The organism is Mycobacterium gordonae (genome assembly GCF_017086405.1).
GTDB classification, from domain to species: Bacteria; Actinomycetota; Actinomycetes; order Mycobacteriales; family Mycobacteriaceae; genus Mycobacterium; species Mycobacterium gordonae_D.
The window spans coordinates 1,556,127-1,578,782 of sequence record NZ_CP070973.1; the positions used below are offsets into that span (position 1 = coordinate 1,556,127).

Consider the following 22,656-nt stretch of genomic DNA (forward strand, 5'->3'; position numbering starts at 1 on the left):
ACAGTGTCGAATTAATAGATGACACTGTCAGGTGTTATGGAACTGCTCACCTTGCCCGAATTCGCCGCTGCGGCCGCCGAGGCCGTGCGGGCCTCCGGCGCAGCGCCGGACAACCGTCAGGCCAAGGCCGTCCCGGCCGAGCGCATGGTGCGCTACTACACGGCGCGCGGGTTGTTGCCCCGGCCCGGAAACCGGGGCCGGGCCCTGATCTACGGGCGCACGCACCTGGTGCGGCTGGTCGCCATCAAGCGCCTGCAGGGCCGGGGCCTGTCGCTGGACGAGATCGCCGAGCGCCTGGCCGCCATGTCTTCGGCGCAGGTCGAGGAGCTGGCCGCCATCCCCGACAGCGCGCTGCCGGCCGGACTGGGAGATCCGGAGCCGGCTGCAGAACCCGCGCGCGCGGCCGGAGCATTCTGGCGCGCAGTTCCCGACGCCGCTCCCGAAGCCGTCCCCGACGCGGCTCCCGCGCCGACCGTCACCCCCTTGCAGGCCGTCCGGCTGTCCGACACTGTCACGTTGCTCGTCGACGGGCCGTTACCTGCACTGGACTCCCTGCGCCGCGCCGCCGCGCCGCTGTTGGACCTGCTCGCCAATCCAGGAAAGGAATCCCGATGAGTGCTGAGTTGTTGCCGCTGCTTCCCGTCGAAACCGCGCAACCGATTCGGGCCGGCCGGCCCGGCTGCGCTCAACTGAGCGCCGGCGACGGCCGGCCCCTACCGCTGAAGGCGCTGCACGTCGAGACCGCGCTGGTCGGCATGACGGCCAGTTCCAGAGTGCGACAGCGATTCGTCAACGCCGGCGACACCACGATCGAGGCCACCTATGTGTTCCCACTGCCGGCGCGCGCCGGTGTGACCGAGTTTTCCGCGGAGCTGGCCGGACGCCGGGTGATCGGTGTACTCAAGGAACGCGGGCAGGCCCGGGCGGACTATGAACAGGCGCTGGTGTCCGGCCAGCGCGCCGCGATCGTGGAGGAGGACCGCTCGGACGTGTTCTCGGTGCGGGTGGGCAACCTCGGGCCCGGCGAGGAAGCCACCATCGAGATGCGGTTGACCGGCCCACTGTCGTTCGAAGACGGCGAAGCGACCTTCCGCTTTCCGCTGGTGGTCGCCCCGCGCTACACCACCGGGACGGCGGTGCCCGGTGACCAGACCGGCAGCGGCTTGGCCCCTGACACCGATGCGGTTCCCGACGCATCCCGGGTGACCCCGCCGCGTCTGCTGGACTCCGACGAGCGTCCCGAACTGCAGATCTCGCTGAGTCTGGACGGGGCCGGGTTCGCGGTCTCAGAACTGCGGTCCTCGCTGCCGACCGCTGTCGGCGAAGCCGACGGGGTTACCCGATTGCAGCTGCAGCCTGGCGCACGCGCGGACCGCGACTTCGTGCTGCGCTTCAGGGTCGACCGCAGCGAGCTCTCGTCGTCGGCCTTAATGGTCCCGGACACCGAAGGAGACGAGGGCACCTGGTCGGTGACGCTGGTGCCTCCGGTGCAGACGTCCAGTGCGCCCCGCGATGTCGTGGTGTTACTGGACCGCTCCGGCTCGATGGACGGCTGGAAGATGATCGCCGCCCGGCGGGCCGCGGGCCGGATCGTGGACATGCTCGACAGCGCCGACCGGTTCTGCGTGCTGGCTTTCGACGATCGAATCGACGTGCCCGCGGGCCTAGGTGGCGGTCTGCTGGACGCGACCGACCGCAACCGGTTTGCCGCCGCGTCGTGGCTGGGTTCGCTGGAAAGCCGCGGCGGGACCGTGATGGCCGAGCCCCTATACCAGGCGGTCGACATCCTGTCCGGAACCGGCGACGATCGCGAGGCCAGCGTTGTGCTGGTGACCGACGGGCAGATCACCGGCGAGGACCATCTGTTGCGGACGCTGGCGCACGCCGTCGGGCGGACGCGCATCTACTGTGTGGGCATCGACCGCGCCGTCAACGCCGGTTTTCTCGACCGGCTTGCGGGGCTGGGTCACGGCCGGTCGGAGCTGGTGGAGTCCGAGGAACGGCTGGACGAGGTGATGGCGCGGCTGGCCCGGACCATCGGGCGTCCGGCGCTGACCTCGCTACGGGTGCGCGCCGAGGGAGTGTCACTGCTTGACGGCACCGTCACTCCCGGCAGGTCGCCCGATGCTTTCGCGGGCATCCCGTGCGTGATCTCCGGTCGCTACCGCGGTTGCGGGGATGCGACGTTCCGCGTCGAGGCCGACGACTCGTTCGCCACCACGCTGCCTGCCCGTGTCGCCCCGGAAGCTGTTGCCGTGCAGACCAATTGGGCCCGGTCGGTGGTGCGTGACCTGGAGGACGACTACGCCTCGTACTCCGCCGACGACGAGCTGGCCGCGCGGCTGGTCGCCCATTCCGTGCGCTTCGGTGTGCTCTCGCGCTTCACCGCCTTCGTCGCGGTCGATCCCGAGCGCACCGACGCTGGGCCGCTGACCGAGGTCGTCCAGCCCGTCGAGCAGCCCTCGGGGTGGGCGACGAATGTGGGGTATGCCCCATCGGGCGGGGCCTACGCGGTTGCGGCAAGGGCCGTCGCGATGCCCGCACCGGAGGGCATCATGCCCGCACCCGCGGGCGCGATGCCGCCGCCGGCCGGCGGTGCGCCCGAACAGGCGGCCGCCACCAAGCCCGCCCCGCTGCGACCGCTGGACAAGCTGCTCAAGCAGGTGGAGAAGGGAACCCAGGTGCGGCGGTCCGGTCTGGACGCGGTGCTCGAGGAGTTGAAGCGGCATCGCGACGCCGCCACCGACCCCGAGTTGCGGGACGCGCTCGACCAGCTGTGTGCCGCGCTGGCGCGGTTCCTGAAGCAGCCGACCGGCCCGCAGGGCCGGCAGGTTCTGGTGCAGATCGACGCGGTCAAGCGGACTATGTCGGAGCGGCCGGGCAAGCGGCGCTTCTGGAGGTGACGAGGGGGCGAGCCATCTAGCGCAAATCAATTCACGAAAATATTGACATGTAATCTATTGCATATATTGTGGTCTCATCGTGTTTCGTTAGGAGGCTTGCCAGATGACGATGGTCCGATGAGGATGGTCGACGTCCCCGCCGCCGTGCATGTCGGGGCCGACGAACTGCCGTTCGTCGACGTCGGTGACGGCTCGTTACTCAAGGTGATCCAGGTCAGGGCGGCCGAGGGCCTGTGGATCGTGGAGAACAAGTTCCGGGCGGGCTATGAGGTGAAGCGGCACAAACACACCGGGCCGGTGTACGCCTACACCACCTCGGGAGCCTGGCGATACCAGGAGTACAGCTACGTCAATCGTGCGGGATCGTTCCTGTACGAACCCGCCGGTTCCATCCACACGCTGCAGGTACTCGAGGACGACACCCATGTGTGGTTCCAGATCTACGGCGCCAACCTCAATCTCGACGCGGACGGCAACATCGAGAGCGTCTATGACGCTACCAGCACCCTTGCGAACTACCTGTCATTGTGCGATGCCGCCGGTCTGCCCCGCCCCCAGGTGCTGATCGGATGAGCACTCCGACCGCATCCGATGTCGTCAACCTGGCCAGCCCGGATGCCTTCGTCAACGGCGTTCCGCACGAAGCGCTCACGGCGTTGCGGCACACGGATCCGGTGCACTGGCAACCGATGAACGGTGAGCCCGGATTCTGGGCCGTGCTGCGTCACGCCGACGTGGTCGAGGTCGCCCGCCACCCGGAGGTCTTTTCGGCCGCCGAGGGCGGCATCGTCATCGAAGACCTACCGCCCGTGACGCTGGGCAGGATGCGAAACATGTTGGCGGCCATGGACCCGCCCCGTCACCACGCCTACCGGGCGCCCTTGTCGCCGCAATTCCGCCCCCGCGCGATAGCTCGGCTCGAGCAGCAGGTCCGCGCCATCTGTCGCGCCATCATGGCGCGCGCCCGAGAACACGGGGAGGTCGAGTTCGTCCACCAGGTCGCCGCTCCGCTGCCGACCCACGTGATCGGGGAGTTCTTCGGCCTGCCCCGGCCGGATTGGCCCTACCTGCAGCAGCTGGCTGAGCGCATCACGTCCAGTCAGGACCCGGAGTACGGCAACGGCGAGGGTGGCGCCGAGATGGCCGCCTACGCAATGGAGTTGGCCGTCGTACGTCGGACGACCGCTGCGACCGACGACCTGACCTCAGCCATCCTCCACGGCGACTTCGGCGGCCGGCCGATGACCGACCTGGAATTCGGCGGCTTCTTCGTGCAGCTGGTCACCGCGGGCAACGACACCACCAAAGGCATGCTGTCGTCGGGTCTGCTGACCCTGCTGCGGCACCCCGACCAGCTGGCCGAACTCCGAGCCGATCCGTCGCTCATTGCACGCGCGGTCGAGGAGATCGTCCGATATGACAACCCACTGCACTACTTTCGGCGCACCGCGCTCGTGGACACCGAGCTCGGAGGCACCCGGATCAAGGCCGGCGAGAAGGTGGCGATGTACTACACGTCCGCCAATCGCGACGAAACCGTCTTCGAAGACGCCCAGTCGTTCGACATCCACCGCCATCCCAACCCGCACCTGTCGTTCGGGATGGGTGCTCACTTCTGCCTGGGTGCGCACCTGGCCAGACTCGAGGCCCGCGTCTTCTTCGAAGAGCTGTTGGCCGCCTTCCCGCGCATCGAGCTCAGCGGCGAGCCGGTGCGGATCCGCTCCAACCTGAACAACTCGCTGAAGCGCCTGCCCATCACGTTGACCGGATCCCGTCGTGCGTCTGGTGTTTGAACGTCTCCGCTTCCTGATCGTCATCGCCGTCTGCGGGTTGGCAGTGACGACCCTGGTGACGTTGCTATGGGCCTCTGGACGCGTCGTGGACCTTGTTGTGGTGTTGGCCCATGGGGGATGGCGCCAGGATTCCGCGGTGATCAGCCTGCTGGAAGTCGTCGACCTGTTTCTGCTGGCGACCGTGCAACTCATCGTGGCGCTGGGTCTCTTCGAGCTCTTCGTCGCCGACCTTCACCTGCCCGAGTGGCTGACCGTGCACAATCTCGGCGATCTGAAGCGACCGATCATCCAGGTCCTGGTGGTCATCGTCGTCATCAAATTCGTCGAGCGCATGTTGCTGACCGGCGCCTTGGAGACGCTGTACGTCGGCACGGCGACAGCGGTGGTCACCGTCGCCCTTGCGGTGTTCATCCGGCTGGGTGAGCGGACTTGAGCACGTCGCGCAGGATCGACTCGATGGTGTCGAATTCGGCCTGACCGCTGATCAGTGGCGGTGCCAGCTGGATCACCGAATCGCCGCGATCGTCGGTGCGGCAGTACAAGCCGGCTTCGAACATCGCCGACGACACCTGGCCGAGCAGCGCGGAGCGTTCCTCGTCGGGGAAGGTCTGCTTGGTTGCCCGGTCCTTGACGAGTTCGATGCCGAAGAAGAACCCCTCGCCCCGTACGTCGCCGACAATGGGCAGGTCGTAGAGCTTCTCCAACGTGGACCTCAAGGCGGGGGACAGCTCCTTGACACGGTCGTTGAGGCCTTCGCGCTCGAAGATGTCGAGGTTGGCCAGCGCGACAGCGGTCGACACCGGATGCCCGCCGAAGGTGTAGCCGTGCGGGAACATCGTCTTGCCGTCGTTGAACGGCTCAAAGAGTCGGTCGCTGGCGATCATCGCGCCCAGCGGGGCGTAACCCGACGTCAGACCCTTGGCGCAGGTGATCATGTCCGGCACGTAGCCGAAGTCGTCGCACGCGAACATCGACCCGATCCGGCCGAAGGCGCAGATCACCTCGTCGGACACCAGCAGCACGTCGTAGTGGTCGCAGATCTCGCGGACCCGCTCGAAATAGCCCGGCGGTGGGGGAATGGAGCCGCCGGCGTTCTGCACCGGTTCCAGGAACACCGCCGCGACGGTGTCGGGTCCCTCGAACTCGATGGCCTCGGCGATGCGGTCGGCGGCCCACTGGCCGAAGGCTTTCGTGTCCGCCGAATACGGTTCGGGTGCGCGGTAGAAGTTCGTGTTGGGCACCCGGAAACCCCCCGGCGTCACCGGTTCGAAGGGCGCCGTGAACTTCGGCAGGCCGGTGATCGCCAGCGCGCCCTGGGTGGTGCCGTGGTAGGCGACCGAGCGTGAAATCACCTTGTGCTTACCGGGTTTGCCGGTCAGCTTGAAGTACTGTTTGGCGACTTTCCAGGCAGTTTCGACGGCTTCGGTGCCGCCGGTGGTGAAGAACACCCGGTTCAGATCGCCGGGCGCGTGGCCGGCGACGCGTTCGGAGAGTTCGATCGCTGTGGGAGTGGCGTATCCCCAGAGTGGGAAGAAGGCCAGCGTCTCCGCCTGCCGGGCGGCGACCTCGGCGAGTTCGGCGCGGCCGTGACCGACCTGCACCACGAACAACCCGGACAGCGCGTCGAGGTAGCTCTTGCCGCGGTCGTCGAAGATGGTCACCCCTTCGCCCCGGGTGATCACCGGCGGGGTGAAGTCCGGACCGTGTCGGGTGAAATGCAGCCAGAGGTTGCTCATCTCACCGATGTTAGGGATCCGGTACCACGCCACAGCCAACGGCACCGACGCGCGGCGTTACGCTCGGATCATGGTCGCGACCACGCAGGTCAACGAATTCGAGTCGCTGCGACCGCATCTCATGTCGGTCGCCTACCGGCTCACCGGAACCGTGGCCGACGCCGAAGACATCGTCCAGGAGGCCTGGCTGCGCTGGAGCACCCAGGACGGCGTCATCAACGACCTGCGGGCCTGGCTGACGACGGTGGTGAGCCGGCTGGGCCTGGACAAGTTGCGCTCGGCTGCGCACCGGCGCGAAAGCTATACCGGCAACTGGCTGCCGGAACCGGTCGTCACGGGCTTCTCGGACGCTCAAGCAGCCGACCCGTTGTCGGCCGTGGTGTCCGCCGAGGACGCCCGGTTCGCGGCCATGGTGGTGCTCGAGCGCCTGCGCCCCGATCAGCGGGTGGCCTTCGTGTTGCACGATGGTTTCGCCGTGCCGTTCGCCGAGGTCGCCGACGTACTGAGCATCAGCGAGGCATCAGCGCGGCAACTGGCGTCGCGCGCCCGCAAGGCCGTCGCCACGGCGCCGCCACCCGAACCCGATCCCGCGCATGCCGAGGTGGTCGGCCGGCTGATGGCCGCGATGGCCGCCGGCGATCTGGACACCGTGGTTTCGCTCCTGCACCCCGACGTGACCTTCACCGGCGACTCCAACGGCAAGGCCCCCACAGCGGTTCAGACCATCCGCGGTGCGGACAAGGTGGTCCGGTTCATGATGGGCCTGGCCCGCCGCTACGGCGACGCCTTCTACACCGCCAACCACCTGGCCCTGATCAACGGCGAATTAGGTTCCTACACAACGGGTTTCCCCGCCGAAGGTGGCCATCGCGAGATGGCGCCGCGGATCACCGCGATGACGGTGCGCGACGGTAAGGTGGTCGCGCTGTGGGATATCGCCAACCCCGACAAGTTCACCGGGTCGCCGCTGCGGACGGATCGGTGATTACGGCAGGACGATCCCGGTGGCCTGACCCAGGGTGATCTGCTGGCCGCCGGGCGGCACGTAAGCGTTAGTGGGCCCCGGCCCGTAGATGCCGTACATCGGATTGGTCGGGCCGAACCCGGCGTACATGTCGTTGATCCAGCCCGTGGCCAGTGTGTACACCGCCGCGGTGTTGCCCGGTGGGGAGAACCCGGTCACCAACTGAAGGACGAGGTCGATGACGGGGCCGTCGCCGAGCATGGAGTCGACATGCGAGCCGCCGACAAGTGTGACCCCGCTGAATTGGCCGGGGTACAGGCTGGCCAGCTGACTGGTGGTGGCGCCGAACGCATTCCACGGCTGCGGTGGCGCGGCCACCGTGTAGACGGGGATATTCGCCGCCTGCAGATTCGCTATCGCACCACCGAAGGCAGCGGCGTTGTTGGCCACCCCGTCGAACATCACCACCCCTTTGAGGAGGCCGGCGTTCCCCCCGAGGGTCAGGTAGTTGCTGGCCGCCATCGTGGCGAGATTGCCGCCGGCGGAGTGTCCGGTCAGAACGAAGTCCTGCGGCAGCGTGCCGACAAAACCGGCCTGGCTGGCGCTGACATTGAGCACCGGCTGGCTGCCCAGGAACAACGAGCCCACCCCCTGCTGCATCTGCGGACTGCTCAGCCAGATGCCGAATGGCAGCGGAATCGACGGAATGGTGGGAGCGACGACGACGCTGTTGGTCTGCGTCGCCAACTCCATGGCCAACGGTTGGTACAGCCATCCGATGGCGCCGAAGCCGTGCTGCAGATAGGTGGTGCCGGTGGCGTTCACCGATCCGCCCGCCTGCGTCGGGAAGTACCACAGCGCGGGGGCTGGGTAGCTGATCTGCCCGAGTGGTATCCCCAGGAAGGATGCCTCGCCGAGGGGAATCGGTACGAAGGAGAACCCGATCCTGACCCCCGTCACTCCGTCGGGTCCCGCGAAGGCCACGGTGGACGGGAACTTCAGCAGCCCACCCAGGCCCACCGCGTTGGTGCCCCAGTTCAGCAATGCTGCCACCGTCGCGACGTCGCGGGCGAGCTGAGATTGGATCGGCGCAAAGAAACTTTCGGCCTGGGCCAGAAGTGGCAAGGCATTCGCGGCCTCAGCGGCCGCGTACGCCGCCCCGGCCCCGCTCAGCGCGCGCTCGAACTCGGCTTGCAGTTGCGTCGTCTTCGCGGCCAGCGTCTGCAACTCAGCGGCGTAGCTGCCGAAGAATTTGGCGATCGCCGCCGACACCTCGTCGGCCGCCGCGGCGGCGATCCTCGTCGTCGACGGAGCCGCTGCAGCCGCGGCCTCTCTGATCGCCTGCTCGATCTCGGTCAGCTGGCCCGACGCCAAGTCGAATGCTTCCGGTGCAGCGATCACATAAGACGACATCGGTGGCTCCATTCCCCGGTGGGCCCGACAAGCTAGGACTGTGCCAAATGCTACGAGTTCGTTCCCGATTTAGTTCACATTTTGAACGATTCCGACGAATCCGCCCACGGCACCCGGCACGCGTCCCCGGAGGTGAAGCCCTGCTCGGTGATGCCCAGCGCCGCGTACATCCGCGCCCGCATGTTCTCAATACCTATCTGATAGGTCAGCTCGATCACCCCTGCCTCGCCGAAGCGGACCCGCAGGTCCTCGACCTGCTCGTCGGTCACCGAGTGCGGGTCGGTGGTCATGGCGTCGGCATAGGCGATGGCGGCGCGCTCGTCGCCGGAGAACAGCGGCGAAGTCGCATAGTCATCGATCGTCCTCAACCGGTCGGTATCCAGGCCATCCAGCCGCTGCAACATCTCCCCGAAGTCCACGCACCACGAGCATCCGATGGTCCGCGCGGTCCAGAACACCGCCAACTCGCGCACGCTAGCCGGCAAGGTCCGCGATGCTTTCTGCACCATCGTCTCGTGCACGGCGTTGGCGACCAGCAGCCGCCGATGGTGCGCGGCGACGGTGAACGGCTCGGGCACCTCGCCGAAGCGCCGCTTGGCGACGCGGTACATGGCGCGCACCAGCGCTCCGGCGCGCTTGGGTGACAGGGGTTCGATTCGTGTCTTCTGAGTCATACCTTTCAGACGAGACAGCCTCCGGAGGTGTGACAGAGCGCCCGACAAGAATTCCCCAAGAATCCTCCAAGTGCCACAGGGGACTCTGGACCGGTGGAGCACGCAACGTCGTCGTATTGGGCTTTTACCGATTTTCGGCAACTGACAGAACTCGAGGACTGGGCGCACGAGGAGGTCTTGATCGCCGATTCGCGGCTGGACCAGACCGGCATCCGCGCCGCGGTGGACGCCGTCTTCGAGGCCAATCCCGTTCTCGGTGCGGTGTTCGAGCCCAGTCGCGACCGCTGGCTGTCGCGTCCCGGCGGCAGCTGGAGCTGGGCGGTGGAGCCGCCCGGTGTCACGGTGCCCGAGGTGATCGCCCGCCAGCGCGCCAGCTACGACATGCGCACCGGTCGGCTGTTCGCGGTGTCGCTGCTGCCCGGCACACCCGATCGGTTGGTGCTGACCGCGAGCCGCCTGTGCGTGGACGAGGAGTCGTGGAACGGCGTGATCGAGGCGCTGGTGGCGGCGTACGCGGCCGCCAGGGACGGCGCGTCGCTGGCCCCGGACGTTGACTTCAACGCTAGAAGTCGAGGCGGGCACTCATGGGTGTGGCGGCGGGCACGTCGCCGGCGGCGATCACCGTCCGCGCGACCGGCGTCAGCGCGCTGAACAAGGCGTGCAGTTCGTCGTCGCCGAGACCGTCGAACACGCGCAGCGCCAGCGCGTCGGTGGTCGTCTCCAGGTGGTTTTTGAGCTCGTGTCCCTCCGGGGTCAACGAGCCGTGAGCGTCGAGTAGACCGCGGTCGGCCAGGCGCTGCCGGCAGGCTTTCCACTCGTCGTCGTCGTAGTGGCGGGAACGCTTCATGAACTCCTCGGACACCGCGCTGGCCGCGGTGTGGAAGACGTTCGACTCGCGTCCCGAGATACCCGCGGCCACCAGTGCGGCCACATGGCCGTCGCCGCGATGCTCGCGCAGCAGGGTCGTGGCGTGCCACAGCGCGGCGACCGGCTCCGACGGCACCACCAGCGCGACGTTGGCCGCGAACAGCGCCCGTCCGTCGACCGGCGCCCCCTGCGCGGCCCGGACAGCCAATTCGGCTGCGGTGACGACGTTGTCGTCATCGGTGACGCCACACCGGCGCAAGGCCGCGGCGGCGGACTCCTGGCGGGCGCGTAACGCGAGATCAGGTCCGGCGATTTCCCACGCGGCCGGCAGCGACTTGGCCACCCGTGCGTGCGCGAAGTTGTAGAACACCGCCGTGACGACCTCTGGCGGCACCGCGCCCAGGGGCGCCGAACGCGCGGCGAAGTACCCCATCCAGAACCCGCGATAACCCACGCCGTCCAAGGTCGACCGGACCTCGGGCGCGAAATAGGTCAGCGCGTGGATCGGCTCGAAGCGGTTGTAGAACTGCCGGGCGAGCTCAGGAGTTCGTTGCAGACTCACCGCGAGAACATCACCGCGCGCTTGACCTCCTGGATGGCCTTGGTCACCTGGATGCCGCGCGGGCAGCCCTCGGTGCAGTTGAACGTGGTGCGGCAGCGCCACACCCCGTCCACCTCGTTGAGGATGTCGAGGCGCTGAGCGGCCGCCTCGTCGCGGCTGTCGAAGATGAACCGGTGGGCGTTGACGATCGCCGCCGGACCGAAGTAGCTGCCCTCGTACCAGAACACCGGGCAACTGGTGGTGCAGCAGGCGCACAGGATGCACTTGGTGGTGTCGTCGTAGCGGGCGCGGTCGGTGGGGCTCTGAATGCGTTCCCGCGTAGGGGGATTGCCCGTGGTGATCAGGTACGGCTTGATCGCGCGGTAGGCATCGAAAAACGGCTCCATGTCGACCACGAGGTCCTTCTCCACGGGCAGGCCACGGATCGGTTCGACCGTGATGGTCAGCTTCTTGCCGGGCTTTTTCGGCAACAGATCGCGCATCAACACCTTGCACGCCAGCCGGTTCAACCCGTTGATCCGCATGGCGTCCGAGCCGCAGACACCGTGCGCGCAGGAGCGCCGGAACGTCAGCGTCCCGTCCAGGTAGCCCTTGATATAGAGCAGCAGGTTCAGCAGCCTGTCACTGGGCAGGCACGGCACCCGGAAGCTCTGCCAGCCACCGGTGGCCGCGAACTTGTCGGGGTCATCGGGGTTGAATCGGGCGATCTTGAGAGTCACCATCACCGCGCCTTCGGGAACCGGTGGCAATGGCGGATCCATCGTGTCAGCAACCGCGGGGGCCTCGGTCATCAGTACTTCCGCTCCTTCGGCTCGTAGCGGGTCTGCACGACGGGTTTGAAGTCCAGCCTGACGTCGCTGAGCAGGTCGGTGCCTTCCTTGTAAGCCATGGTGTGCCGCATGTAGTTGACGTCGTCGCGGTTGGGGTAGTCCTCGCGGGCGTGGCCGCCGCGGGACTCCTTGCGGTTGAGCGCGCCGACCACGGTGACCTCCGCGAGCTCCAGCAGAAAGCCCAGTTCGATGGCCTCCAGCAGGTCGCTGTTGAAGCGTTTCCCTTTGTCGTGCACGGTGATTCGGGAGTACCGCTCCTTGAGCGCGTGGATGTCGGTGAGTGCCTGTTTCAGCGTCTCCTCGGTGCGGAACACCGCGGCGTTGTTGTCCATCGACTGCTGCAGGGCGGTGCGGATGTCGGCGACCCGTTCGTTGCCGTGTTCGGAGAGGATGTCGCGCACCCACCCGACCACCATGGCCGCGGGGTCCGGCGGCATGTCGGCGAAGTCGTGGCTCTTCGCGTAATGCGCCGCCGCGATGCCGGCGCGGCGGCCGAAGACGTTGATGTCCAGCAGCGAGTTGGTGCCCAACCGGTTGGCGCCGTGCACCGACACACACGCGCACTCGCCGGCCGCGAACAACCCCGGCACCGTATTGGTGTTGTCGCGCAACACCTGTCCGGTGACCGTGGTCGGGATGCCGCCCATCACGTAGTGACAGGTCGGGTAGACCGGCACCAGTTCTTTCACCGGGTCCACCCCGAGGTAGGTGCGGGCGAATTCGGTGATGTCGGGCAGCTTGGCTTCCAGCACGTCTTCACCGAGGTGACGGACGTCGATGTAGACGTAGTCCTTGTGCGGGCCGGCGCCGCGGCCCTCCAGCACTTCGAGCACCATCGAGCGGGCGACGATGTCACGCGGGGCCAGGTCGACGATGGTCGGGGCGTAGCGCTCCATGAAGCGTTCGCCCTCGCCGTTGAGCAGCCGGCCGCCCTCGCCGCGCACCGCCTCGGAGATCAGAATGCCCAGCCCGGCCAGACCGGTTGGGTGAAACTGATGAAACTCCATGTCCTCCAACGGAAGCCCCTTGCGAAACACGATGCCGATGCCGTCGCCGGTCAGGGTGTGCGCGTTGGAGGTGGTCTTGTACATCCGGCCGGAGCCGCCGGTCGCCAGCACGATCGCCTTCGCGTGGAAGACATGGATGGTGCCGGTGGCCAGTTCGTAGGCCACCACTCCGGTGGCCACCGGGCCGGTCGGGGTCTGGGTGAGAGCCAGATCCAGTGCGTAGAACTCGTTGAAGAACTGCACGTCGTGCTTGACGCAGTTCTGGTACAGCGTCTGCAGGATCATGTGGCCGGTGCGGTCGGCCGCGTAACAGGCCCGCCGGACCGGGGCCTTGCCGTGGTCGCGGGTGTGGCCGCCGAAGCGGCGCTGGTCGATGCGGCCCTCGGGGGTGCGGTTGAACGGCATCCCCATCTTCTCGAGGTCAAGGACGGCGTCGATCGCCTCCTTGCACATGATCTCCACCGCGTCCTGGTCGGCGAGGTAGTCGCCGCCCTTGACGGTGTCGAAGGTGTGCCACTCCCAGTTGTCCTCCTCGACGTTGGCCAGCGCGGCGCACATACCGCCCTGGGCCGCGCCGGTGTGGCTGCGGGTCGGGTAGAGCTTGGTGAGCACCGCCGTGCGGACCTGCGGGCCTGCCTCGACCGCGGCACGCATGCCGGCGCCGCCGGCGCCGACGATCACCACGTCGTATCGGTGTTGCTCGATCACGGCGCGCCTTTCAGGAGATGTTGGGGTTGAACGTCATCAGCACATAGGTGCCGAGCATCAGCGTGAACACCATCGACACCGTCAGCAGTGCGTTGAGCCAGAACCGGGTGATGTTCTTGCGGCTGTAGTCGTCGATGATGGTGCGAATCCCGTTGCCGCCGTGCAACTGTGCCAGCCAGAGCAGCAGCAGGTCCCACACCTGCCAGAAGGGTGAGGCCCATCGCTGCGCCACGTAGTTGAAGTCGATGCGGTACACGCCGTTGTCCCACATCAGCATGATGAACAGGTGGCCGACGGCCAGGAACACCAGTGCGATGCCGGAGAAGCGCATGAACAGCCAGGCGAACTTCTCGAAGTTGGGGATACCGGCGCGGCGGCGCGGTGACCGCGGGTTGTCCAGGCTGGCCGGGCGGTAGTAGCTGCGTTGTTTGACCGGCGCGGTCTGGCCTGGCCCTTCTTGAAGACCCAGTTGACGGTCGGGGCTGCTCATTTGAAGTGCTCCCACATGTGGATGCCGGTCACCACGCCGGCCATCACCAACATCACCAGGAATGTCACGGCGACGATCCACAACATCCGGCGTTGGTAGCGCGGGCCTTCGGACCAGAAGTCGATCAGGATGACCCGGATCCCGTTGAGCGCGTGGAAGCCCACCGCGGCCACCAATCCGTACTCCATCAGGCCGACGATGGGCGTCTTGTAGTCCGCCAGCACCGTGTTGTACGCCTGCGGGCTGACCCGCAACACCGCCGAGTCGAGAACGTGGACGAACAGGAAGAAGAAGATCGTGGCGCCGCTGATGCGGTGTAGCACCCACGCCCACATGCCGGGGTCTCCGCGGTAGAGAGTCCTCGGTGGCTTGCGCTTGCGCGACGAGTCCGAAACGGGCGGATCCGTGGTTGTCGTATTCAACGCCACCTGAGTGCTCACCTCATTCACGCCATTGGGAAACCGGCTGATAGGCGGCTATCGCCGGGCAATCGCGAGCTTAGCCCGGCGAAGGTTGCCCGCGGTAGCGCCACGATGTGATCCACATCGTGTGTAACGGCCGGGCTAGGGTGGTCTGGTTGAGCGAGCCCAACTGCGAGCGGGGTTGCGGATGTCTGACGTCGATTGGAAGATCCTGCGGGACAAGGCAATTGAGGCTTCAGTCGGCGCCTATGCGCCGTATTCCCGGTTCCGGGTCGGTGCGGCGGCATTGGTCGACGACGGCCGGATTGTGACCGGCTGCAATGTGGAGAATGTCTCATATGGGCTTGGTCTTTGTGCCGAATGCGGCGTCGTGTGTGCGCTGCATTCCACCGGGGGTGGCCGGTTGCGGGCGCTGGCGTGCGTGGACTCCGGCGGCGCGCAGTTGATGCCCTGCGGCCGCTGCCGGCAGGTGCTGCTGGAACACGGCGGCCCGGAGATGTTGATCGACCATCCGGCCGGTGCCCGTGCCCTCGGGGACCTGCTACCCGATGCCTTCGGTCCCGACGATCTTTTTCGGGACTCCCGTTGAGCGAGTTCGCATTCGATGCGCCGACCGTGATCCGCACCAAGCGGGACGGCGGCCGGTTGTCCGACCCGGCCATCGACTGGGTGATCGCGGCCTACACCGACGGCACGGTGGCGCCCGAACAGATGTCGGCACTGCTGATGGCGATCTTTCTGCGTGGCATGGATCGTGACGAGATCGCCCGCTGGACGGCGGCCATGCTGGCGTCGGGCCCTCGGATGGATTTCACCGATCTGCGGTTGCCCACCGTCGACAAGCATTCCACTGGAGGAGTGGGCGACAAGATCACGCTGCCGGTGGTGCCCGTCGTCGCCGCCTGTGGCGCAGCGGTTCCGCAGGCGGCCGGGCGCGGCCTCGGGCACGCCGGGGGCACCCTGGACAAGCTCGAATCCATCCCCGGGTTCAGCGCGAACCTGTCCAACGAGCGGTTGCGCGAACAACTGCGCGACGTCGGTGCCGCCATCTTCGCCGCGGGCGAACTGGCGCCGGCCGACGCCAAGCTGTATGCGCTGCGCGACATCACCGGCACCGTCGAGTCGCTGCCGTTGATCGCCAGTTCGGTCATGAGCAAAAAGCTGGCCGAGGGAGCGGGTGCGCTGGTGCTCGACGTCAAAGTCGGCTCGGGTGCCTACCTCAAACCCGAAGCGCGTTCCCGGGAACTGGCTCACACCATGGTCGAGTTGGGCATCGCGCACGGCGTGCCCACCCGTGCTCTGCTGACCGACATGCATTGTCCGCTGGGCCGGACCGTCGGTAATTCCGTCGAGGTGCAGGAGTCGCTGGAGGTGCTCGCTGGCGGCGGCCCGCCGGACGTGGTGGAGCTGACCCTGCGGCTGGCCGCCGAGATGCTGGAGCTGGTCGGTGTCGACGGTGTGGATCCGGCGCAGACGTTGCGCGACGGCACCGCGATGGATCGGTTTGCCCGTCTGGTGGCCGCCCAGGGCGGTGATTTGTCGAAACCGTTGCCGATTGGTCGGTATTCGGAAACCGTGACGGCCGCCCGGGGCGGCACAATGGGCGACATCGACGCGATGGCAGTGGGGTTGGCGGCCTGGCGTCTCGGTGCGGGCAGATCCCGGCCGGGGGCGCGGGTACAGTACGGCGCCGGCATCAGAATCCACCGGCGACCGGGCGAGCCGGTCGCGGCGGGAGAGGCGTTGTTCACGCTCTACACCGAGACCCCGGAACGCCTCGCTCCCGCGCTGGCGGAATTGGACGGTGCCTTCAGCGTGGGCGACAACCCGCTCGCGCCCAGGCCGTTGATTATCGATCGGATCACGTGATGAACCTGACCCTCGAACAGATTCGGCAGGCCCCCAAGGCCCTGCTGCACGATCACCTGGATGGCGGGCTGCGCCCGGCGACGGTGCTGGAGATCGCCGGGGAGGTCGGATACGACGGGCTGCCGACCACCGACGCGCTGGAGCTGGCGACGTGGTTTCGCACCCGCTCGCACAGCGGTTCGCTGGAGCGCTACCTCGAGCCGTTCTCGCACACCGTGGCCGTCATGCAGACTCCCGAGGCGCTGTACCGGGTCGCCTACGAGTGCGTGGAGGACCTGGCCGCAGATTCGGTGGTGTACGCCGAAATCCGGTTCGCCCCCGAGTTGCACATCAATCGGGGGCTGTCGTTCGACGAGGTCGTGGACGCGGTGCTGGCTGGTTTCGCGGCGGGGGAGCAGGTGTGCGCCGCCGCCGGTACGCCGTTGAAGGTCCGCTGCCTGGTGACCGCGATGCGCCACGCCGCGATGTCGCGGGAGATCGCCGAGCTGGCGATCCGATTCCGCGACAGGGGAGTGGTCGGATTCGACATCGCCGGCGCCGAAGCCGGGCATCCCCCGACGCGACACCTGGACGCCTTCGAATATATGCGGGATCACAACGCGCGCTTCACGATTCACGCGGGCGAGGCGTTCGGGTTGCCGTCCATTCATGAGGCGATCGCGTTCTGCGGGGCCGATCGGCTGGGCCACGGGGTGCGCATCGTCGACGACATACAGGTTGACCCCGACGGCGCGGTCGCGTTGGGCCGCCTGGCCGCGATCGTGCGGGACAAGCGCGTTCCGCTGGAGTTATGCCCGAGCTCCAACGTGCAGACCGGCGCGGTGGCCAGCATCGCCGAGCATCCGTTCGATCTGTTGGCGCGCAGTCGTTTTCGGGTGACCGTCAATACCGACAACCGGCTGATGAGCGACACCACGATGAGTCAGGAGATGCACCGGCTGGTGGAGGCGTTCGGTTACGGCTGGACCGACCTGCAGCGCTTTACCATCAACGCGATGAAGTCGGCGTTCATCCACTTCGACGAGCGGCTGGCCATCATCGACGAGGTGATCAAGCCGCGGTATGCGGTGCTGATCGGCTGAGGCGTTATCAGCCCGGTGCGCCGTCGATACCACCTGAGCCGCTTGTGCCGTTGGCGCCCGTCAGCCCGTCGATCGCCGGCCCCGTGCCACCAAAGCGGAAAGCCTTGCCGCCGACGTTGCCGGTTCCGCCGGTGCCGCCGGTGCCGCCGGTACCACCGGCTGCGCCGGTGCCCGCGGTACCGCTGACGCCCGATGAGCCCATCAGCAGGCCGCCAGCGCCGCCGCTGCCGCCGACGCCTGCGCTGCCGCCGTCACCGCCATTGCCGCCGGCGCCGCCACCACCGCCGAGACCGCCGTCGCCGCCGTACAGTGCGCCACTAACACCGCTCACCGCGGAGCCGCCGTTCCCGCCGTTCCCGCCGGCGCCGCCGTTGCCGCCACCACCGCCGATGCCCCCGTTGCCGCCGAGGCCACCACTACCGCCGCTACCGAAGAGCCCCGCGGCGGCTCCGCCGGCGCCGCCGGCGCCTCCGGTGCCACCGATACCACCGGAGGCACCGTCTCCGCCGTTGCCGCCGTCACCGCCGATACTGCCGCGAGCATTTGTGCCTCCGGCGTTGAAGGTATTCGGATCGAAGGATCCACCGGCCCCGCCGGCGCCGCCAGAGCCACCCGTGCCGCCCGCCCCCCCTACGCCCCCGGATCCGCCGGCGCCGCCGTTGCCGGCGAACATGCCGCCGGCCCCGCCGTTGCCGCCAGCGCCTCCGGCGCCACCGGCGCCGCTTGCCGCGCCGTCGGCGCCGTCACCGCCGTGGCCGCAGGGCCCACCCATGGCAGCAGATGATCCCCTGGCGCCTCCGCCTGGACCGCCCGCACCGCCCGAGCCGCCCGGAACCCCGCCATCAGCGCCGTTACCGCCGGCCCCGCCGATACCCACGCCGTCTCCGGTGGTCCCGTCACCGCCCGCACCCCCGGCGCCGCCCGTGCCACCGGCGCCTCCGTTACCACCGGCACCGCCGGTAACTTCGCCACTGCCGCCGAGGAAGATGCCCGCAAAGCCGCCTTTGCCGCCCGTTCCGCCGGTGCCGCTCGGCCCGCCGTTCCCCCCAGTAGCGCCGTCACCGGCGGCGAACGTCCCAATTTGTTGAAATTGATCTTGGCCATCGGCACCGGTGGCTGCCGTCGGGCCTGGTATCGGGTTGACGCCGTTCGCGCCAGCCATTCCGGCGCCGCCCGTCCCGCCGGCGCCTCCGTCGCCGAACAGCCCGACCGCATTGCCGCCGTTACCACCCATGCCGGCATGGCCACCATTGACACCGGCCAACCCGATCCCGCCGGTGCCGCCCGTGCCGCCGTTGCCATAGAGCCACCCACCGGACCCGCCGGTGCCGCCCGCACCACCCGCGCCGCCGGTGCCGCCGCCACCACCGGCGCCCCACAACCCCGCCGCGCCGCCGGCGCCGCCCGCGCGTCCGGCGGCGGTGGAGTCGCCGCCGCGACCGCCGTTGCCCCATAGGATGCCGCCTGCCCCGCCTGCCTGGCCGACCCCGTTGACCGTCTGCCCGGCGGCGCCATCGCCGATCAGCGGGCGGCCCAGCAGAGCCTGCGTAGGCGCGTTGATCACCCCGAGCGCTTGCTGCTGGACGAGTTCCAGCGGTGAGGCGTTGGCGGCCTCCGCGGAGGTGTACGCCCCCGCGCCCGCTGTCAACGCCCGGACGAACCGATCATGAAACGCGGCGGCCTCGGCGCTGAGCGATTGATAGGCGCGCGCGTGGGCGGAGAACAATGCCGCGATCCGCTCGGACACTTCGTCCCCGCCGGCGGCGATCAAGTCTGTCGTGGGCGCCGCCACCGCGACGCTGGCGGCGTTGATCGCCGAACCGATCCCGGCGAAATCGCCGACCGCTTCCGTCAAGCATCCGGACGATACAACAAGAAACGACATGGCAGTAGCTACCTCTCATCCCCGGCAGTGAGCATTGGCAGAACGGAATGGTAATCCCTGACGGCATCACGCATTCTTGTGTTGGCCAACTATCTCCAAGTCCCAGTCATCAACAGCCGCTTGTTATTTGACGTCGGTCTTGGTGACACCAATTGGTGTGATCGATTTCCTTAAGACGCGTTCTCGGCTTCAGGAATTGCGGACCGCTTCTTGAGCGAGTTGCACCCGCGAATTGAAACCGAGTTTGGTGTAGACGTGGGTCAGATGCGTCTGTACGGTGCGCGGTGAGACGAAGAGCCGTTCGGCGATATCGCGGTTGGAAAGTCCTTCCCCCACAAGGCGCACCACGTCCAGCTCGGCCCGGGTCAGGGATGGCCAGCCGCTGCTTGCGCGTTTGCGCTCGGAGCGGCCGCGTTGCGCGTGAGTGATTGCGTCGGAGGTGGACAGGGCAGCGCCCTCTGCCCAGGCGGCCGCCATCTCGTCGTCACCCATCGCGGCGCGCAGGGCTTCGACCGACGCGTGGTAGTCGTCGTCGTAGATTTTCAGCCGCATCGAGCCGGAGCGCCGCCGCTGCGCGTCGGCCGCGCCGAAAAGCCTTGCAGCCTCGCGGTGATTGGCGTCGTCGAGGGCCATGCGTGCCAGGCATTCCAGTACGGGCGGAACACAGTTGTGGGCCCCGACCTCGGCGGCGCACGTCAGCGCGTCGTATGCGTCGCGGCGGGCCTGTTCGGGTTCACCTTGCGCCATCGCAACACGGCTGCGGGTGGTCAGTGCCAACGAAAGGTGCCAGCCCGAGGTCGTTGCCACGCCCTCATCAACACATTGGCGGGCGACCTCGACGTCTCCGTTCGCCAGGTGAACTTCGGCCCGGACGGCGAGCCAGAAATTGGCGGTCTGCGGTTGGACCCCCAGATTCTGCCAGGTCTTCTTGTCCGCCTCGGTAGCCGAGCCGACGTCCCCGCCGGCCAGAGCGGCCAATACCAGCGTCGAATAGCCAAGCCCGACAAAGTATTCGCCGATTTCGGCGGCCCCATCGATCGCGGCTTCGCTGGCCGCCCGCGCGCCGCTCACGTCGCCTTGATAAGCCAGCGCATCGCCCAGGCCTTTCAGGCCCAGCGACGTAAAGACGTCTGCATTGGGTCCCTCCTCGACAAGCTCGCCGAACTGTGCGGTCGCCCCGTCCAGGTCGCCCTGCCACAACTGCGCATAGGCCACCGCCAAGCGGCACTGACGCGAACCGATCCGGTCGCCAATCAGGTCGGCCAGGTCCCGTCCTTCGCTGCCCAGCGCGTGCGCCGCGTTACCGTCCCCGGCGACGATTGCGGCGCTGCTCTGCCAGCTGAGGATCTGGCTGAGCCGCCACCGGTCACCCAGAGCGCGGGCCACGTCCGCGGCCTCGGCGAAGTAGTCTTCGACCGGACTCGTCTGGTAGTTGAAGCCGGCGGTCAACCCGCACGCGGTGAGGGCGCGCGCCGTCAGCGCCGGATCGTCGAGTTCACGGGCGATCCGCAGGGATTGTTGGGCCTCCTCGATGCTGGCGGGCGCATCGACGAACATGTTCAGGACGGCCTTGTCGGCGAGCGCTCGCGCCCGGACCGCGGCGTCCACCTCGATCCCGTCTGTGTTAGCTTGTGCGACAAGGGATTCGAACCATTGTCGACCTTCGTTGATGTGGCCGCCGGCCAGCCACAGCGGTTGCAGGGACGACGCGAGCATGAGCGCTGATTCGATTGCGGCGCTTTCCCGGTACCAGGCAAGTGCGGCACGCACGTTGTCGATCTCGGTCTCGATCTGGCGCAGCAGGTCGAGGTAGTCGCTGCGACCCGGACTGTCGAGCACCCCCGCCATCGCCAGATAGTGCCCGGCATGACGCGTACGCGTAGCGTCGACTTCTTCCGCCTCGGCGAGCCGCTCCATCGCGAACTGACCGATTCCCACGAACCGCCGATAACGCGTGCGGCCGGGTGAACTGTCCGCCGCCACCAGCGATTTGTCGACCAGCGATGACAACGCGTCCAGCACCTGATAGCGGGACATGTCCTCCGTCCCGGCGACGGCGTGCGCCGCCTCCAGGTCGAAAGTCCCGGCGAAGATTCCCAGCCGGCGGAACAGCACCTGTTCGGCATCGCTCAACAGCCCATGCGACCAGGCAATCGACGCCCGCAACGTCTGGTGGCGACGCAGTCCGGTGCGTGCGCCGCCGGTGAGCAGGCGGATCTTGTCGTCCAGGCCGGACACGATCTCCGGAAGCGACAGTGACCGCACCCGGGCGGCCGCAAGCTCGATCCCCAGCGGCATCCCGTCCAGCCTCCGGCAGATTTCGCCCACCAACGCCGCATCGTCGTCGGTGACAACGAAATCGGGCCGCGCGGAACGGGCGCGGCCGGTGAACAGGGCGATCGCGTCGTCGTACGACAGCGGCGGCACCCGCCAGACCACTTCGCCGGCAACGGTGAGTGGCTCGCGACTCGTGGCGAGCATGGTCACCCCGGGGCAGGAGCGCAGCAGCCCGCCGATCCGCCGAGCGGCGCTGTCGAGCAGATGCTCGCAATTGTCCAGCACGATCAGCACCCGGCGCTGACCCAGGTGACGGAGCACCGCCTCGTCCACGGAGCGGCCGGACTGGTCGGGCACTCCAAGGGCTCGTGTCACCGCAGCCGGGGCGAACTCGGGACCGGCAACCGGTTCCAGGTCGACGTAGTACATGCCGTCGGGGAAAGCCGACGCCGTTTGAGCTGCCACCTGGACGGCGATCCGGCTTTTGCCGATGCCGCCCCCGCCGATCAGCGTTACCAGACGGTTCTCCCGGAGGATCTTGGTGACCTCTGCCATCTCGCGGCGGCGCCCCGCGAAGTTGGTCAGGTGCACCGGAAGAGGGGCTGCCCCGCCGCCGTGTGTCGTGCACAGCGGCGGGAAGTCGTTCCGCAGGTCGGGGTGGCACAGCTGGTGTACCGGCTCCGGGGGTGCCATGTCGCGCAGGTGGTGAGCGCCGCAGTCGCTCAGCCAAGCCTTCGCCGGAAGCTGGTCGGCGACCACGTCGGCGGTGATGGCCGACAGCAGCGTCTGCCCCCCGTGTGCCAGGTCCCGTAGTCGTCCGGCGCGGTTGATCGTGCTGCCGACGTAACTGCTGGCGTCCTCGCTCAGCTGTGCGTCCCCGGTGTGCAGGCCGACATGCAGCCGAACCGGGTCCAGGTCGGTCAACTGCAATTTCAGCGCGCAGGCCACCGCGTCCCCGGCGCGTCCGAAGGCAACCACGAACCTGTCGTCCTCGCACTGCCCCGGTGATCGGACACCGCCATAGGTGGTGATCAGGCTGGACAGGGTGCTGTCCAGCAGCGCAAACGCGCGCGTGACGTCATCAGGCTGCCCCGAGGCCAGCCGCGCCGCATCCTGGATTTCAGCCACCAGCAGCGTCACCGTACCGGTCAGCAGCAACTCGTTCACGCTCCCT

At 67.8% G+C, this 22,656-nt stretch carries 18 protein-coding genes and 2 pseudogenes; 10 read left to right on the top strand and 10 right to left on the bottom strand.

Features of this window, described 5'->3' with window-relative positions:
- The first annotated feature begins 18 nt into the window (after nt 1-18).
- The 5 genes from JX552_RS06730 (at nt 19) to JX552_RS06750 (ending at nt 5,129) form a co-directional block, all read left to right on the top strand.
- Nucleotides 19-615 (top strand): MerR family transcriptional regulator, encoded by a 597-nt coding sequence (locus tag JX552_RS06730; protein ID WP_205876643.1) that lies wholly within the window; start codon nt 19-21, stop codon nt 613-615.
- On the top strand, nt 612-2,903 hold the full coding sequence (locus JX552_RS06735) for a VIT domain-containing protein (protein ID WP_205876644.1): 2,292 nt from the start codon (nt 612-614) through the stop codon (nt 2,901-2,903). Before JX552_RS06730 ends, JX552_RS06735 begins: the two co-directional genes overlap by 4 nt.
- Before the next feature lie 117 nt (nt 2,904-3,020).
- Nucleotides 3,021-3,476, top strand: a complete 456-nt coding sequence (locus JX552_RS06740; protein WP_205876645.1) for a 2,4'-dihydroxyacetophenone dioxygenase family protein — start codon at nt 3,021-3,023, stop codon at nt 3,474-3,476.
- Complete coding sequence (locus tag JX552_RS06745) at nt 3,473-4,696, top strand: cytochrome P450 (protein WP_205876646.1); 1,224 nt, start codon at nt 3,473-3,475, stop codon at nt 4,694-4,696. The genes JX552_RS06740 and JX552_RS06745 overlap by 4 nt, the downstream gene beginning before the upstream one ends.
- The gene (locus tag JX552_RS06750; RefSeq protein WP_205876647.1) at nt 4,689-5,129 is read left to right on the top strand and encodes a YqhA family protein; all 441 of its coding nucleotides are present in this window, start codon (nt 4,689-4,691) and stop codon (nt 5,127-5,129) included. Before JX552_RS06745 ends, JX552_RS06750 begins: the two co-directional genes overlap by 8 nt.
- Here JX552_RS06750 and JX552_RS06755 read toward each other — a convergent pair.
- Nucleotides 5,104-6,432 (bottom strand): aspartate aminotransferase family protein, encoded by a 1,329-nt coding sequence (locus tag JX552_RS06755; protein WP_205876648.1) that lies wholly within the window; start codon nt 6,430-6,432, stop codon nt 5,104-5,106. The genes JX552_RS06750 and JX552_RS06755 overlap by 26 nt on opposite strands.
- A gap of 70 nt (nt 6,433-6,502) precedes the next feature.
- Between JX552_RS06755 and JX552_RS06760 the strand changes: the two genes are divergently transcribed.
- Entirely contained in the window at nt 6,503-7,417 is a 915-nt protein-coding gene (locus JX552_RS06760; RefSeq protein WP_205876649.1) for a sigma-70 family RNA polymerase sigma factor, read from the top strand.
- Here JX552_RS06760 and JX552_RS06765 read toward each other — a convergent pair whose 3' ends face one another.
- Both JX552_RS06765 and JX552_RS06770 read right to left on the bottom strand, forming a co-directional pair.
- Nucleotides 7,418-8,809 carry a PE domain-containing protein gene (locus JX552_RS06765; RefSeq protein ID WP_205876650.1) on the bottom strand — a complete coding sequence of 464 codons (1,392 nt, stop codon included), beginning with the start codon at nt 8,807-8,809 and terminating at the stop codon, nt 7,418-7,420.
- A gap of 74 nt (nt 8,810-8,883) precedes the next feature.
- A pseudogene (locus tag JX552_RS06770) lies at nt 8,884-9,495 on the bottom strand (carboxymuconolactone decarboxylase family protein); the annotation flags it as partial.
- Between the two features lie 81 nt (nt 9,496-9,576).
- Here JX552_RS06770 and JX552_RS31930 point away from each other — a divergent pair.
- Nucleotides 9,577-9,996 (top strand): annotated as a pseudogene (locus JX552_RS31930) (condensation domain-containing protein); the annotation flags it as partial.
- Nucleotides 9,997-10,045: 49 nt separating this feature from the next.
- On the opposite strand, the gene JX552_RS06780 reads toward JX552_RS31930, so the two are convergent.
- Genes JX552_RS06780 through sdhC form a run of 5 tightly spaced genes read right to left on the bottom strand, consistent with a single transcriptional unit; the run spans nt 10,046 to nt 14,282 of the window.
- A complete protein-coding gene (locus JX552_RS06780; RefSeq protein ID WP_205878281.1) occupies nt 10,046-10,906 on the bottom strand; it encodes an SCO6745 family protein in 861 nt (286 codons plus the stop codon).
- Nucleotides 10,907-10,908: 2 nt separating this feature from the next.
- Entirely contained in the window at nt 10,909-11,703 is a 795-nt protein-coding gene (locus JX552_RS06785; protein ID WP_205876652.1) for a succinate dehydrogenase iron-sulfur subunit, read from the bottom strand.
- Entirely contained in the window at nt 11,703-13,457 is a 1,755-nt protein-coding gene (sdhA, locus tag JX552_RS06790) for a succinate dehydrogenase flavoprotein subunit (RefSeq protein WP_205876653.1), read from the bottom strand. The genes JX552_RS06785 and sdhA overlap by 1 nt, the downstream gene beginning before the upstream one ends.
- 10 nt (nt 13,458-13,467) lie before the next feature.
- Complete coding sequence (locus JX552_RS06795) at nt 13,468-13,947, bottom strand: succinate dehydrogenase hydrophobic membrane anchor subunit (protein WP_205876654.1); 480 nt, start codon at nt 13,945-13,947, stop codon at nt 13,468-13,470.
- Entirely contained in the window at nt 13,944-14,282 is a 339-nt protein-coding gene (sdhC, locus tag JX552_RS06800; RefSeq protein WP_055576390.1) for a succinate dehydrogenase, cytochrome b556 subunit, read from the bottom strand. Before sdhC ends, JX552_RS06795 begins: the two co-directional genes overlap by 4 nt.
- 274 nt (nt 14,283-14,556) lie before the next feature.
- Between sdhC and JX552_RS06805 the strand changes: the two genes are divergently transcribed.
- The 3 genes from JX552_RS06805 to JX552_RS06815 are packed head-to-tail and all read left to right on the top strand — an operon-like array spanning nt 14,557 to nt 17,320.
- The gene (locus JX552_RS06805) at nt 14,557-14,958 is read left to right on the top strand and encodes a cytidine deaminase (RefSeq protein WP_205876655.1); all 402 of its coding nucleotides are present in this window, start codon (nt 14,557-14,559) and stop codon (nt 14,956-14,958) included.
- Entirely contained in the window at nt 14,955-16,238 is a 1,284-nt protein-coding gene (locus tag JX552_RS06810) for a thymidine phosphorylase (protein WP_205876656.1), read from the top strand. The genes JX552_RS06805 and JX552_RS06810 overlap by 4 nt, the downstream gene beginning before the upstream one ends.
- Nucleotides 16,238-17,320 carry an adenosine deaminase gene (locus tag JX552_RS06815; RefSeq protein ID WP_205876657.1) on the top strand — a complete coding sequence of 361 codons (1,083 nt, stop codon included), beginning with the start codon at nt 16,238-16,240 and terminating at the stop codon, nt 17,318-17,320. The genes JX552_RS06810 and JX552_RS06815 overlap by 1 nt, the downstream gene beginning before the upstream one ends.
- Before the next feature lie 7 nt (nt 17,321-17,327).
- Here JX552_RS06815 and JX552_RS33220 read toward each other — a convergent pair whose 3' ends face one another.
- Both JX552_RS33220 and JX552_RS06825 read right to left on the bottom strand, forming a co-directional pair.
- A complete protein-coding gene (locus JX552_RS33220; RefSeq protein ID WP_205876658.1) occupies nt 17,328-19,205 on the bottom strand; it encodes a PE family protein in 1,878 nt (625 codons plus the stop codon).
- Nucleotides 19,206-19,394: 189 nt separating this feature from the next.
- On the bottom strand, nt 19,395-22,649 hold the full coding sequence (locus JX552_RS06825; protein WP_205876659.1) for a LuxR C-terminal-related transcriptional regulator: 3,255 nt from the start codon (nt 22,647-22,649) through the stop codon (nt 19,395-19,397).
- Nucleotides 22,650-22,656: the final 7 nt, after the last annotated feature.

What these genes read in the sequence shown, in the direction of transcription:
- JX552_RS06730 (WP_205876643.1), top strand. Translation starts at nt 19, where the DNA reads ATGACACTGTCAGGTGTTATGGAACTGCTCACCTTGCCCGAATTCGCC.
- JX552_RS06735 (WP_205876644.1), top strand. Translation starts at nt 612, where the DNA reads ATGAGTGCTGAGTTGTTGCCGCTGCTTCCCGTCGAAACCGCGCAACCG.
- JX552_RS06740 (WP_205876645.1), top strand. Translation starts at nt 3,021, where the DNA reads ATGAGGATGGTCGACGTCCCCGCCGCCGTGCATGTCGGGGCCGACGAA.
- JX552_RS06745 (WP_205876646.1), top strand. Translation starts at nt 3,473, where the DNA reads ATGAGCACTCCGACCGCATCCGATGTCGTCAACCTGGCCAGCCCGGAT.
- JX552_RS06755 (WP_205876648.1), bottom strand. Translation starts at nt 6,432, where the DNA reads ATGAGCAACCTCTGGCTGCATTTCACCCGACACGGTCCGGACTTCACC.
- JX552_RS06760 (WP_205876649.1), top strand. Translation starts at nt 6,503, where the DNA reads ATGGTCGCGACCACGCAGGTCAACGAATTCGAGTCGCTGCGACCGCAT.
- JX552_RS06765 (WP_205876650.1), bottom strand. Translation starts at nt 8,809, where the DNA reads ATGTCGTCTTATGTGATCGCTGCACCGGAAGCATTCGACTTGGCGTCG.
- JX552_RS06785 (WP_205876652.1), bottom strand. Translation starts at nt 11,703, where the DNA reads ATGACCGAGGCCCCCGCGGTTGCTGACACGATGGATCCGCCATTGCCA.
- JX552_RS06795 (WP_205876654.1), bottom strand. Translation starts at nt 13,947, where the DNA reads ATGAGCAGCCCCGACCGTCAACTGGGTCTTCAAGAAGGGCCAGGCCAG.
- sdhC (WP_055576390.1), bottom strand. Translation starts at nt 14,282, where the DNA reads ATGTGGGCGTGGGTGCTACACCGCATCAGCGGCGCCACGATCTTCTTC.
- JX552_RS06805 (WP_205876655.1), top strand. Translation starts at nt 14,557, where the DNA reads ATGTCTGACGTCGATTGGAAGATCCTGCGGGACAAGGCAATTGAGGCT.
- JX552_RS06815 (WP_205876657.1), top strand. Translation starts at nt 16,238, where the DNA reads ATGAACCTGACCCTCGAACAGATTCGGCAGGCCCCCAAGGCCCTGCTG.
- JX552_RS33220 (WP_205876658.1), bottom strand. Translation starts at nt 19,205, where the DNA reads ATGTCGTTTCTTGTTGTATCGTCCGGATGCTTGACGGAAGCGGTCGGC.